This window comes from Pseudomonas sp. NFACC51, from assembly GCF_900103575.1.
GTDB lineage: Bacteria > Pseudomonadota > Gammaproteobacteria > Pseudomonadales > Pseudomonadaceae > Aquipseudomonas > Aquipseudomonas fluorescens_Q.
This window is the reverse complement of sequence record NZ_FMXH01000016.1, coordinates 1-13,606: the sequence shown is the minus strand read 5'-3', so window position 1 is coordinate 13,606 and position 13,606 is coordinate 1. Positions and strand designations below refer to the sequence as shown.

The 13,606-nt window shown below is 57.7% G+C and carries 12 protein-coding genes; 6 read left to right on the top strand and 6 right to left on the bottom strand.

Going from position 1 to position 13,606, the window contains the following annotated elements; translation table 11 throughout:
* Positions 1–78: 78 nt before the first annotated feature.
* The 6 genes from BLT00_RS25255 to BLT00_RS25230 form a co-directional block, all read right to left on the bottom strand.
* Complete coding sequence (locus tag BLT00_RS25255) at positions 79–1,077, bottom strand: Gfo/Idh/MocA family protein (RefSeq protein WP_092142998.1); 999 nt, start codon at positions 1,075–1,077, stop codon at positions 79–81.
* A 151-nt stretch (positions 1,078–1,228) separates the two neighbouring features.
* Positions 1,229–2,053, bottom strand: a complete 825-nt coding sequence (locus BLT00_RS25250) for a shikimate dehydrogenase family protein (protein ID WP_092143001.1) — start codon at positions 2,051–2,053, stop codon at positions 1,229–1,231.
* A 147-nt stretch (positions 2,054–2,200) separates the two neighbouring features.
* Positions 2,201–3,643 carry an MFS transporter gene (locus BLT00_RS25245; RefSeq protein WP_092143004.1) on the bottom strand — a complete coding sequence of 481 codons (1,443 nt, stop codon included), beginning with the start codon at positions 3,641–3,643 and terminating at the stop codon, positions 2,201–2,203.
* A gap of 200 nt (positions 3,644–3,843) precedes the next feature.
* Positions 3,844–5,424, bottom strand: coding sequence for an aldehyde dehydrogenase (NADP(+)) (locus tag BLT00_RS25240; RefSeq protein ID WP_092143007.1), 1,581 nt, complete (start codon positions 5,422–5,424; stop codon positions 3,844–3,846).
* Positions 5,425–5,484: 60 nt separating this feature from the next.
* Positions 5,485–7,032, bottom strand: coding sequence for a UxaA family hydrolase (locus tag BLT00_RS25235; RefSeq protein ID WP_092143010.1), 1,548 nt, complete (start codon positions 7,030–7,032; stop codon positions 5,485–5,487).
* Between the two features lie 123 nt (positions 7,033–7,155).
* Entirely contained in the window at positions 7,156–8,142 is a 987-nt protein-coding gene (locus BLT00_RS25230; RefSeq protein WP_092143013.1) for a LysR family transcriptional regulator, read from the bottom strand.
* 120 nt (positions 8,143–8,262) lie between these two features.
* On the opposite strand from BLT00_RS25230, the gene BLT00_RS25225 reads away from it, so the two are divergent.
* The 6 genes from BLT00_RS25225 to BLT00_RS25200 form a co-directional block, all read left to right on the top strand.
* Positions 8,263–9,441, top strand: coding sequence for a fumarylacetoacetate hydrolase family protein (locus BLT00_RS25225; RefSeq protein ID WP_092143016.1), 1,179 nt, complete (start codon positions 8,263–8,265; stop codon positions 9,439–9,441).
* A 287-nt stretch (positions 9,442–9,728) separates the two neighbouring features.
* Entirely contained in the window at positions 9,729–10,535 is an 807-nt protein-coding gene (locus BLT00_RS25220; protein ID WP_092143019.1) for an IclR family transcriptional regulator, read from the top strand.
* Entirely contained in the window at positions 10,532–11,332 is an 801-nt protein-coding gene (locus BLT00_RS25215) for a fumarylacetoacetate hydrolase family protein (RefSeq protein WP_092143022.1), read from the top strand. Before BLT00_RS25220 ends, BLT00_RS25215 begins: the two co-directional genes overlap by 4 nt.
* Before the next feature lie 3 nt (positions 11,333–11,335).
* Positions 11,336–12,229, top strand: coding sequence for a fumarylacetoacetate hydrolase family protein (locus tag BLT00_RS25210; RefSeq protein ID WP_092143025.1), 894 nt, complete (start codon positions 11,336–11,338; stop codon positions 12,227–12,229).
* 22 nt (positions 12,230–12,251) lie between these two features.
* Entirely contained in the window at positions 12,252–12,947 is a 696-nt protein-coding gene (locus tag BLT00_RS25205; RefSeq protein WP_057400013.1) for a DUF4286 family protein, read from the top strand.
* 275 nt (positions 12,948–13,222) lie between these two features.
* On the top strand, positions 13,223–13,606 hold a 384-nt coding region (locus tag BLT00_RS25200), incomplete at its 3' end, for an OprD family outer membrane porin (RefSeq protein WP_139209655.1).

Below are 13,606 nucleotides of genomic sequence, written 5' to 3'. Positions count from 1 at the left end.
TCGCGTCGCGATGGGACCGGCGACGCTCAGGGTGGCCACCGGGCCCAGCAATGGCCATCCAACGTCGTGTCAGGGGGGCTAGAGGGTGATGGGAGTGCCGCCGAGGCGGTCTGACTCATAGGCCGCCTCGATGATGCGCATGACGTGGTGCATGGTTGCAAGTCCGGCACCGGTATAGGCTGTGTCACGGTCGGGGGGGAGGACATCGGTTACGAAGTTATCGTAATACACGTCAGAGTTCAGGCTCATGGTCAGGTCACTTGCCTCTCCAACCGTGTCGATCAGCCGCAAGCCATCCGGGGTCGAGCGCACGTAGAACTGATCGGTTGACAATGAAAACGAGTACTCCCGTTGCTCGGGTGTGTTAGCCGGGTAATTGTAGCCAGTTTCGATGGTGCAGATGCAGCCGCTCTCGGTCACCAGGGTCATCATTGAGGCGATCTCTACGGCGGTCAGCTGCGGGTCGCGATGCATGACGGCGGACACGCTGCATATGCGCTCTCCGGACATTTGCTGCGCCAGATCGACGAAATGAGGGGCAAGGTTGATCGTGCATCCACCACCCGAGCGTTTCGGGTCAAGCATCCAGGAGCAACTGTTCGTCAAGTAGCGTCCGGGCGGGCCGGCGTTGAATCGAAACGACAGGGTTCTCCATCTGGCACCACGCTGCAACGCCGCATGCTTGACGCGGTTCAGTAATTCACTGTGCCTCCAAACCAACGGCACCGCCGCGAACACGCCGGCAGCTTCGGCGCGTTGGTGCAGGTCCAGTACTTCATGCTGGGTAAGTCCGCAGGGCTTCTCCATCGCGAACGGAATGTTGCGATCGACCAGTGCCTTGCCCATGGCATACAACTCGTCGTGCGGGCCAAAGGCGAAGGCGAAATCAGCCTCTTCGTTATCGAGCAGGGTTTTCCAGTGATCGTAGCGTCGCGCTCCGAAGCGCTGGGCGAGGGCGGGACCACGGGACCCGGTGGCGTCGGATACCGCCGTGACGCTCACATCAGGCAGGCGCTCAAGGGCATCAAGGTAGAGCGGAGTGTGCCAGTGGCTTACTTCAAGAAGAACGACTTTCAAGCACTCATTCCTTATAAATAAGTATGTTTGACGAACTTGCCGGTGCCCTCGGGTGCGATCAAGCCCGAACATAACAGCGCGCGAGCCACGCTGTTAAGCGTTTCGGTTCGGGTTATGAAGAGGGGAGCCGGGGCAGGTTGTACGGGACCTCTTATAATCCGGTCGAGTAGCGACGCTCGATATCTTCGAAACCTAGAAAACTCAATGCCAGCAGGGCTTGACCTACGTGCATAGGCTCGCCATTGAGGGTTTGACAGCCGCGCGATTGCGCCTCGAGCAGCAAGGCAGTCGGCTCTGACCTGGTGATGATATCGACCACCACCGTCGCTGGGTCCAGTCGCGTTGCGTCTATAGGCATTGGATCATCAGGGTTCATGCCGAGCGGGGTAGCATTGATAACGATGTCGTGACCTGCGGGGGCTGCCGGGCCTGCATACACAGCACACGGACCCTCTTTGGCAACGCGGTGCGCAAGGTCCGAGGCGCGGTGCGGATCCAGGTCTGCAATGACCAGTGATCGTGCGCCAGCAGCGGCAACGGCAAACGCGATTGCCCGTCCCGAGCCGCCAGCGCCTATAAGCAGAACAGATTTTCCCTCCAGGGAAACTCCGTGGCGCTGCATGCCAGCTACGCAGCCAAGTCCGTCGAACACAGCGCCCACCCAGCGCCCGTCATTGTCACAACGAACGACGTTGATTGCGCCGATCTGGCGCGCAGTAGGGTGGAGCTCATCCACGATGTCCAGCATGCTCTGCTTGTGCGGCATGGTGACCAGAAGTCCAGCGAGGTTGCGCACGGCTCGCACGCCTTTGACAAACTCAGCCAGACCCCCCGCACCGATTTCCAAAGGAATGCAGACGGCGTCAGCCTGTGCTTCGGCAAACAGCTTATTCAACAGCATTGGAGACCTGGCGCTCTTGAGTGGATCGCCTATCAATCCATATATTCGCGTGGTGCCTGTGATGCGTGGATGCATGACAACCTACTTGTATTGGCTATTGCACGCCAGTTGCCGGTATGTAGATATCGGAATCCACCCCTGACGGGCGTGCGTATCACTGCCGTGCTGCTCGAAATCCTGTGCAAAAAACTGAGCAGCATGGCGGTGGTGAAAGGGCGGCCGTCAGGAGCGCATCACTGGCTCTGCTTTTTTGAACGCTTGATCGGAGGCTTTGGCGTTCAACTTGGTATTGGATTTTTCCCGCACCTCTTCGTATTCCTCCTTTGACATCGGGACAGCATTGGGGTCACCGAGGTCTTTCAGACGAATCCGGAAGGTTTCCCGGGTAGTAATAGCGGCGATAGCGGAGATTACACAGATACCAAAAGTCAGTGCCCCAATTTTCAGAGGGATATTGTCGCTACCGGGAGGCGCTACGGATACAAAAAGGGCCGGCAGAAACGCTGTGCATGCCACGCCTATGTTCTGTCCAATGGCCATGCCGGTAACTCGTACCCGTGTACGGAACAGTTCCGGGAACAAACTTGGGAACACACCATTAAAGCCTTGGTAAGCCACACCCCACATGAGCAGCGATAGAACCAGCGAAAGCCACATATTGTGAATGCTGATCGCATAGAGGTAGCCAAATGACAATATACCGCCGCACAGAACGCCAACGATCACCGGAGGCTTGCGGCCAATTCTATCGGAGAGCTTACCGACGAAGGGGATAAGGATAACTGCGCATATATTGCCTAGCACCGGTATCCACATGAATAAGCCGGAAGGAAATCCAATGCCATAGGCGGGTTGCACGGCATAGGTCGCACCGAATACAGAGGCGACGATTGCAAGTACCGCAGAGAGCGCCATGCAGATGACACGTAGCAGATCGCCCCAACTCTGCGTGAGCACTTCGATCACAGGTAGCTTGCGGGGTTTGGTCTGTGTCTGCGCCTCAGTGAAGATCGGAGCCTCATGAACCTGACGCCGGATGATCCACCCCATGACGAGCACCCCTGCGCTGAGCAGGAATGGAATCCGCCAGCCCCAAGAAGCAAACTGATCGGCTGGCATGAACTGGGCAAGAGGCAGGAAAACCGCAGCGGCTAGCAGTTGCCCGGCTTGGACGCCTTGAAGGGTAAAACTTGCGAAGTAACCGCGACGCCCATCAGGCGCATGTTCCAGGATCATGGAGCTGGCGCAAGACATTTCACCCGCGACCGCAAAACCTTGAATCAGGCGCAACAGTATCAATAGGGCAGGTGCCCAGATACCAATCTGTGCATAGGTAGGAAGCAGACCGATGCACATCGTCGATGCGCCCATCAGGAACATGCAGTAGACGAGCACCGTCTTGCGTCCATGGCGGTCGCCCATGTGCCCCAGGACTACAGCGCCTAGTGGCCGGGCGATATAACCAACGCCGAAGCTGGCCAGCGAAATGATGATCCCAACCGTCGGGTTGTCTGACGGGAAGAACAGCTGTGGGAAAAGTAGCGCTGCCGCAGTGGCATAGATAAAAAAGTCGTAGTACTCCAGCGCTGAGCCTATCCAGCCGCTCGCTGCGGCCTTTTTAGACTGACGCTTGGAGTGTGGATCGCCTTGAATGCTTTGGCTCATGACATGTCTCCGGATTCTCGATTGTTGTTATTGTAACGTCGTTCCATCAGTAATTCTGTTACCAGAATCGCCGCCTTGTCAAGGGAGTTCCTTTGGTCGATCAAGGTATGGCGCTGGTTTTCTGCGGGTGCGTCGCCACGCCGAGCGAGCACGCTGGAGCCCGCCCATGCGATAGAGCGAATGGTTGTTAGGAGGGTGAACTACAAGCGATCTCTCGAAAGACAGCCGTCGACGAGCCTCGAAATGTTCAACGGATTCGCGTTCTTGAGCGCATCGGGAAGCAACGCGTCGGGGTAGTTCTGGAAGCAGACGGGCCTCAGGAAGCGGTCGATGGCCAAGGTGCCGACCGAGGTGCCGCGGCTATCGGAAGTGGCAGGATAAGGGCCACCGTGCACCATTGAATCGCAGACCTCGACACCTGTTGGGTAGCCATTGATGAGGATGCGGCCAACCTTCATCTCCAGCAAAGCCGTCAACTCCATGAACTGCGCAAGGTCTTCTGGCTCGCCGATCAAGGTTGCAGTCAATTGTCCGTGAAGGGCATTGATTGCCGAGTTGAGTTGGACCTGGTCAGCGACCTCGATGAAGATGGACGTGGGGCCGAAGATTTCTTCTTGAAGAACCTTGTCGCCGTTAAGCAGCAACGCAACGTCAGCCTTGAACAGCTGTGGCTGGGCCTGGTGACCCTGCTGGTTGCTGCCAGCCAGGTGCGCGATGCCGGGGTGCGCGTGCAGGTTCTGCAAGCCAGCCGCGTAGCTGCGCAGGGTGCCCGCATTGAGCATTGTCTGTGGCGGTTGGTCGTTGATCAACGCTGCCACTCGGTCCTGAAAAGCAGTGAAAGCATCCGAACGAATGCCAACCACCAGTCCGGGATTGGTGCAAAACTGCCCACAACCTTGAACCACCGAGGCGACAAGATCGTGAGCGATACTGTCGGCTCGAAGCGCGAGCGCTTGAGGCAGGATCACGACCGGGTTGATGCTCGACATCTCAGCGAAGACTGGAATGGGCTCGGGGCGAGCGGCGGCCATATCGCACAACGCTCGACCACCCTTGAGCGAGCCGGTAAAGCCAACGCCCTTGATGAGCGGGTGTTTTACCAGGGCTTCGCCTACGCCACTGCCATAAATCATGTTGAAGACACCGGCGGGCATGCCGCTGCGTTCGGCCGCGCGGATGATCGCATTGGCGACTTGTTCTGCAGTGGCCATATGGCCGCTGTGGGCTTTGAATACCACCGGACAACCCGCCGCGAGCGCGGAGGCGGTATCGCCGCCGGCCGTGGAGAAAGCCAACGGGAAATTACTTGCCCCAAACACAGCGACCGGACCGATTGCGGTGCGGTACTGGCGAAGGTCAGGACGTGGCAACGGCTTGCGAAGGGGTAGTGCCTGGTCGATGCGGGCCCCATAGAAGTCACCACGCCGCAACACGTTTGCAAACAAGCGCATTTGACCGCTGGTACGTGCGCGTTCGCCCTGGATGCGAGCGACAGGCAGTGCTGTTTCACGGCAAACCAGCGCAATGAACTCATCGTCCAAAGCCTCTAGCTCTTGCGCAATGGCATCGAGAAATTCAGCCCGTTTGCTCGCGCTCAGGGTGGGGTAGCTGGAAAAAGCATGGTGGGCTGCATGAGCCGCGTTCTCGACTTCTTGCGCAGTCGCCTGGTGGAACGCATAGGGTAAGGTTTCCCCTGTGCTGGCATCCACGCTCTTGACGATGATGGTGCCGGCGGCGCTACGCTGCCCGCCGATAAAGTTCTGGCCGGTGATGAGGGACATGGTTGTCTCCAGGTTGAATGTGCATGTGATAGAAGGGCAAGGCGTCCCCAGGACTGAAAATCAGGTGACGGCGCCGATCTGCCAAGGCACGAACTCGTTTTGTCCGTATCCGTGTTGTTCGCTCATGCTGCGTTCGCCCGAGGCAATGCGCAGCATGGTTTCAAAGATCGCTGCACCGCATGCCTCGATGGTCAAAGTGTCTTCGGCTATTTCGCCGCAGTTGATGTCCATGTCTTCTCGCTGACGCGCCCATAAGGCGCTATTGGTCGCCAGCTTGATTGATGGGGCAGGGGCACAGCCATAGGCCGATCCACGACCGGTGGTAAACGCAATCAGGTTCGCACCACCGGCGACCTGACCGGTTGCCGAGACCGGGTCATAGCCAGGGGTGTCCATGAAAACCAGCCCGTTGGCCGTAACGGCCTGGGCGTATTCGTAAACATCCATCAGGTTGCTCGAACCCGCCTTTGCCACCGCGCCCAGTGATTTTTCCAGGATGGTGGTCAAGCCACCTGCCTTGTTGCCGGCAGAGGGGTTATTGTTCAGTTCGGCTCCCATACGCTCGCAGTACTGTTCCCACCAATGAATGCGAGCGATGAGTTTTTCGCCGACTTCACGGCTCACAGCCCGTCGTGTCAGCAAATGTTCGGCACCGTAAATTTCCGGGGTTTCGGAGAGAATCGCGGTACCGCCGCAGGCGACCAGGCGATCCACCGCGTTGCCCAGCGCTGGGTTGGCAGTAATGCCGGAGTAGCCATCCGAGCCGCCGCACTGAAGCCCGACGGTCAAATGGCGAGCGCTGACCGGTTCACGCTGAATCTGATTGGCCTCGCCAAGCAATTGCTTCACGTGGTCAATGCCACTGGCGATAGCCTTGGATGTACCGCCACTGTCCTGGATGTTGAACGTGCGTAGGGTATTGCTACGGGTGAGTCCTTGCGTTGTGAGTAATGAGTCGATTTGGTTCGTCTCGCAGCCCAACCCGATCACCAGCACGGCCGCAAAGTTGGCGTGGGTCGCATAGCCGGCCAATGTCCGGCGCAACATGCTCAAGCCGTCGCCTGCGGGATCAACGGCGCAGCCGGCGGAATGCGTGAGAGCGACAACACCGTCGACGTTTGGAAACGCTTGCAGTGCGGCGGGATTGATGTCCCGACGAAAATGGTCGGCGATGGCCCGGGCGACTGTGGCAGAGCAATTCACTGATGTAAGAATGCCGATGTAGTTGCGTGTCGCGACGCGTCCATCCGGGCGTACGATACCCATGAACGACGGGGCTTCACTCGGCTTGACGTTGGGCTTCGCATCGACGCTGAAAGCATAATCTCGAGTGAATTCCCCCATCGCCAGGTTGTGCACATGGATATGCTCGCCTGCTTCTATGTCGACAACAGCAAAACCAATGATTTGCCCATAGCGCCTCACCGGTTGACCGGCTTCGATACGGCGGGAGGCAACTTTATGGCCTGGGACAATCGCTTGCCGGACAGTCACGCCTTCTTGATCGAGGACTTCGCCAGCGAGTAGCGGTCGGCGTGCAATCAGCACATCGTCCAGCGGGTTCAAGCGCAGCACAGCTGCTGCGCCGGTTTTCGTGATCAGTTCCATCGCATCCTCACGGGCTGCTGGGTGGTGGGCGGTCGCTAATAGCGCCGCACTTTTGTGCCGGCACTATAGGATTCATGGAAATGGCTGCCTAATGAGAGCTTTCGATTGCTCGATAACTTTGCCTCATCGACTTTTTTTGAAATGGCTGCGGTCTCTCTTCTCTGTAGCCGTTTGCCGCTGTTTGGCGAACGCCAGCAAGGTCGCAATAAACGTCCGTGTCGGCTCTGACAGGGGCTCATCCTTGCGAGTGATAACTCCGTAATCCTGGGATTCAACTTTGAAGGGCGTGTTGAGGATTTGAAGCTGCCCGTTTTGTAGCTGTGACTGGACCATGGACTCGGGGAGCATGGCGAGCATTGGCCCGGACTGAAGCAACTGCAGGAAGGTCTGCATCGAAATGGTCTCCACCGTGTTGGTCGGCGGGGCGATCTTGAACGTCCTGAACGCGCGCTCCATGCGTTGTCGGATCGGCGTATTGAAGGGATACATGACCCATGGCCATTCACTGAGTGCTTCAGTGGGGACCTCCTCAAGCCCGCACAGAGGGTGTGTGCTGTTCACGACAAGGCAAAAGGGTTCGGGTCCCAGCGACGTAAATTCGAACGGCTGACAATCCTCATCCGTGAAGCGCGCGATGATCAAATCGAGTTTCTTTTGTTCGAGCATCTCCAGCAGATGGTTACTGGTTTGTTCGATCACCTCGATAGAAAGGAGGGGGCGCTCCCGTTTTATGCTGGCAATGGCTTCAGGCAGCACCACGGATGTGGCGGCGAAAATAGTGCCGACTTTTAAATGACCATGCCCGCCTTTACGCAGCTTGTTGACTTGGTCGACGAACGACTCTGTGTCCTCCAAGGTAATACGCGCATAACGGGCTACGAACTCCCCCAGTTCGGTGAGAACCAGGCTGCGCGTTTGACGCTCAAACAGCGGAAAACCAAGGAGAACTTCCAGGTCACGCAGCAATTTACTGATGGCCGGCTGCGTAACATTCATGTGCTCTGCGGTTACGTGCATGTTGCGGGTCTTGGCCAAGCTATTGACCAGTACCAAATGTTTGATCTTCAGCCATCGGCTGACACTGCCAAAAGTAATTAGATCGTTTTCCATCGGATAAGGCCTTGTCTGTCGATAACGAAACAGCATTGATGAGTGAGTTTCTTTCATTGGGATTTACGGGGGCAGTCCATTAGTTTTACGGCTCTGATGGCCGACTGATCTGGAAGCTCCATGGCGAATTTGAAACTGACGCGCGAAAACACACTGCCAGTGGATGGCCTGGCCGGAACGCTGATCGGCCGTGCCTGGATCCCGGGTGCGATTGCCGGCCCCTCGCCGGTGGTGCTGCGCGATGAAGGTGTGTTCGATCTTGCTGAAACCTTTTCGACAATCAGCGAACTGCTGGAACACCCCTCGCCGTTGTTGGCGGTTCGTCAGGCGCCAGGCAGGTACATCGGGACTGTCGAGGCGTTGCTTGGGAACACCGGCAGCCATGCCGATCCCGGCAAGGCATCGCTGCTGCCTCCGGCGGATCTGCAAGTCATCAAGGCGGCCGGGGTGACGTTCGCGTCCAGCATGATTGAGCGGGTCATCGAGGAGCAGGCCCGAGGCGATGCAGCCAAAGCTGAAAGTGTTCGCCGCTTGGTGCACGAAGCAATAGGCGACAACTTGCGGGCAATCAAACCGGGCTCGCCAGAAGCGATGCGCCTTAAAACTGTGCTGATCAAGCAAGGCATGTGGTCGCAATACCTGGAAGTCGGTATCGGCCCGGATGCGGAAATTTTCACAAAGGCACCGGTTCTGGCCGCAGTGGGCAGCGGCAGCGAAATCGGCATTCATCGCAAGTCTGAATGGAACAACCCGGAACCGGAAATCGTGCTGGCGGTGAACAGTCGAGGCCAAGTGCATGGCGTTACCCTGGGCAACGACGTCAATTTGCGTGATTTCGAAGGCCGCAGCGCACTGCTGTTGAGCAAGGCCAAGGACAACAATGCGTCCTGTGCGATCGGCCCGTTTATTCGTCTGTTCGATGAAGCGTTTACGCTCGATGACGTGCGCAATTGCGTCGTGGATTTGCACGTCCAGGGCGACGACGGCTTTACGCTTGAAGGCAGCAGTTCCATGGCCCTGATCAGCCGTGACCCGTTGGATCTCGTGGCCCAGACGGTCGGCGGTGATCACCAGTACCCGGATGGCTTCATGCTTTTTCTCGGGACATTGTTTGCACCTACCCAGGACCGTGAGGAGCCAGGAAGCGGCTTCACTCATAAGCAGGGTGATGAGGTCAGCATCGGCAGTCCGTTGCTGGGCACACTGCGCAACACCGTCACCTACAGCCATGAAGCTGCGCCCTGGACTTTCGGCTTGCGAGCCATGATGCACAATCTTGCTGCCCGCGGATTGCTGTAGGTAAGGCAGGGTGGTGAGAGGCATTGGGCGTTCTTCCGCAAAGATTGAACATGCACAGGCGCTTGTCTATGGATAAGGAGCCGTACCCGAAGGGTTCGGTTTTTATCTCAGTCCAGCGTCCCACGTCCCGGAAACCCGGCTGCATGGCCCGCTCTGTCTCGATAGGGCCAACCCGATGCACGCGGGTTTGACTTATCCGGGGGCGCCTGCATACTATTGGAACGCGGTTCCAGTACGAACAATGTTGCTCGAATCCACCTCATTGTCAAAGATAAGTCGAGAAAAATATGAGAGTCGTTAAAGGTGCTGTTGACCGTTGCCTGGAGGCGATTGAACTGCTGGCCCGTGAGGCTCGCTGGATGCGGATGTCCGATATTGCAGCCGAGCTGGGCTTGGAGAAGGGCCCCGCCCATCGAGTGCTTGCTCAGTTAGTCGAGCAAGGGTGGGCGGAGCAGGATGAAGCCACGTCGCAGTACCGCTTGACGCTGAAGCTGGCACTGCTGGGGCAGCGCTACTTACATGGCATTGGCTTGCCTGAATTGGTCCAGCCGATCATCGAGCAAGTGGCTGTTCAATGTCATGAGTTGGTGCGGTTGACGGTGGTCAACGAGGGCACCTTGTCCTGGTTGTCTTCGGCCCAAGGCGCCGCGCCGGGGCTTATGTATTCGCCGGCCATGGATAAACCGATCAATCTCTATGCAACCGCCAATGGCAAAGCCTGGCTGGCAACGATGTCTGATGAGCAGGCCATTGAGCATGCGTTGCGCAGCGGGCTGGGGAAAGCTGATGCCGGGATTGGGCAGGGGCCGAAAGCGATCAACAGCATCGAAGGCTTGTTGGCCGAGCTGGCACTGACCCGAAAGCGCGGGTATGGCTTGGTCATTGAAGAAGCCGAGGCGGGTGTCTGGGCGATTGCCGTACCGGTCAAGCTGGTTCCGTCCGGCACTGTGGTCGGCACGATGAGTATCGCCGGCCCGGTATTGCGCATGCAGCCCGAACGCTATGAAGAATTGCATGCCCTGCTGGAAGAGGCCGCCAACAAGCTGGGTACGGTTTGGCCGCGCCAGAACAACGTGCATTCGGAGAGCGTATGAGCCAACTCGCTCCTCTAGGGGCCGAGTCGGGGGCAGGGCTGGAAGTCGCCGCTGCCGCTTTGGTCCGTGCACGGCTGGAGGGGGTTCGGCTGGCATCCTTGCCTGGCCCGAACCTGCCAAGCAGCCTCGCAGAAGGTTTTGCCATTCAGCAACACGTGGGCCTGTTGGCTGGAAAAACCGTGGGAGGCTGGAAGTGCGCGTTACCGCCGGCTGGCAAGTGGATCGTCGCCCCGATCTACAGCGACAGCATCGTAGAAGGTGAACGTTATCGACTGGCCGCTGACGCCGATAAGGCGCGCATCGAGCCCGAACTGGCGTGCGTCCTGGCCCATGATTTGGCGGCACGTGTCGAGCCTTATACCGCTGAACAGATCGCTGCTGCGATCAGCGACGTGCGCTTGGCATTGGAAGTGATCGACTGCCGTTATACCGATCCACACACACTGCCGTTCGAGCAATTGCTCGCGGATGGTCTATTCAATCATGGCCTGGTACTGGGGGCGCCAATCACGCTGTCGAACACTGCCAGCATGCCCTCTGAACTGGCTATCACCCTGAGCGATGCAACGTCGGAGCTCGTGAGTATCAAGGGCCGCCATCCGGACGGGGATCCGTTGTTGCCGATCGTCTGGCTGGCCAATTTTCTGTCTACACAAGGGATAGGGCTGCAAGCAGGGCAGGTGATTATCACAGGGTCCTATGCAGGTGTTCTCGATGTGCCCGTTAACCAGCCACTGCAGGTTCAGTTCGGCGAAGCAGGCTCATTGTCTGTCCATTTCTCAACGCTGGAGGAGTAACAAATGCGCTTAGTTCGTTTTGGTTTACCGGGGCAGGAACAGCCGGGAATCTTGGATTCGCAAGGGATCGTTCGGGACCTCTCGGGCATTGTCGATGACATCGATGCGTCGGCCCTGAGCCCGTCAGTGCTTGAAAAGCTGCGCGCGGTCGACGTTGAAAAGCTGCCCGTGGTGGCGCCTGGCACGCGTCTTGGTCCGTGCGTGGGCAGCGTACCGAACCTGATTTGCATTGGTCTGAACTACTCCGATCACGCGGCTGAAACGAATACGCCGATCCCGAGCCAACCGGTGGTCTTCAATAAACACACCGCATCCATCAGCGGACCCAATGACCCGGTCATCTTGCCAACGGGCGCTCAGAAGCTGGATTGGGAAGTCGAATTGGCCATTGTCATCGGTACCCCTGCCTGGCAGATCGATGAGTCGCGGGCATTGGATCATATTGCCGGTTATTGCCTGGCCAATGATGTTTCCGAGCGGGCTTATCAGCTTGAGTACGAAGGCCAGTGGACCAAGGGCAAAAGCGGTTTTTCTTTCGCGCCTCTGGGACCTTGGCTGGTCACCCGTGACGAAATTGCCGATCCGCAGGCACTTGACCTCTGGCTCGACGTGAATGGCAAACGTCTCCAGACCGGCAATACCCGCACGATGATCTTCAGCGTTGCCCATATTGTCGCGTACCTCAGTCGCTTCATGCCGCTAATGCCGGGTGACGTCATCATTACCGGTACGCCGCCAGGTGTGGGGCTCGGGCAGAAACCACCGGTATTCCTCAAGGCAGGGGACACCATGCGTGTCGGTGGCCAGGGATTGGGTGAGCAATTTCAGACCGTGGTTCCTTACGTTGCTGAAATGGGGGCTGCATGGGGCGCGGGCCGTCACCCCAATGTTGACTGACTATCGCTAAAGGAAAAACGCTATGAGCTTTGCAGGAACAGGTGTAGTCGCGATCTGGCATGATCTTTTGCCCGAAGCGCGGGACGAGTTCTATGAGTGGCATAACCGTGAGCACATGCCTGAGCGGGCTGGAATTCCGGGCTTTTTGCGCGGGCGCCGGTACATCGCCTTGGATGCCGGACCGACCTATTTCAACCTCTATGAGGCTGATTCCGTGCAGGTGTTGGGCGGGCAGGATTATTTATCGCGTCTCAACACGCCGACGGCGTGGACCCAGCAGTCGGTGAAATCCTATCGCAATGTCGCGCGATCCATTTGCGAAGTCACTTACTCCAGCGGTGTGGGGCAGGGCGCGTATTTGTTAACGGTCCGTTTCGATGTTGTCGAAGGGCAACATAAATCGGTATCAGATGCACTGCGTCAGCGCGTGCTGCCTCCCCTGGCGGATAAACAGGGTATTACAGGCGTGCACTTGTGTGTGGCTGATGAGGCCGTGAGCAAGGTTGAAACCGCAGAGAAAAAGGCCCGCGCCGAAGGGACCCAGATACCGGCCTGGATCGTCATGATCGAAGGTTGTGCGCCTGACTACGTTCGCGTCGCCGGCGAGTCTTTTGTGGCCGAGCTGCAACGGCTGTTGGAGGGGCAATCGACGGGACCGGAAACCACGCTTTATCAATTGGAATACACACGTTGCAAAACGCCGGGGAGTGCGGGTTGATCGCCGAGCGTTCGAGTACGTTTTAACTTTCAGTCGTTGTTCTCATGCAATTCCTCACGAGCGTGCCAATACAGGCATTGAGTTTAGCTCGCGTCTGCGCACGCTCGGGTTTTGCTTACGGCGATATTAGACAATTATCAAGTTGCTCAATAACGGGCTAGATAAATAACTTCTTCGGTCGCTCGGAAGTTAGCTCTTCGGGCTGTCTGTGCATGCGTTGCCACGAGCTAAAAAACGCAACAAAAAACAATAATAATTCATTGTGAGGAAACATCATGCGCTACCCGGTTACTCTCCGCGGCGTGCCTGCACATCCATCGCTCATCAGTCTGACTCTTGCGTTATGCGCGGGTTCGTCAGCTGTTGTTCAAGCCGATCAAAATAGCGGTTTTGTCGATGGCGCTACGGCCACCCTCAATTTGCGCAACGCTTACATCAACCGCAACTTCACCAACCCGAACAGCGCCCAGGGCAAGGCCGAGGAATGGACCCAGAACTTCATCCTCGACGCCAAGTCCGGTTTCACCCAGGGCGTGGTCGGTTTCGGCGTGGACGTGCTCGGCACGTACTCGCTCAAGCTCGACGGCGGGCGCGGCACCACCGGCACGCAACTGCTGCCGGTGCATGACGACGGTCGCCCCGCCGATGACTTCGGTCGC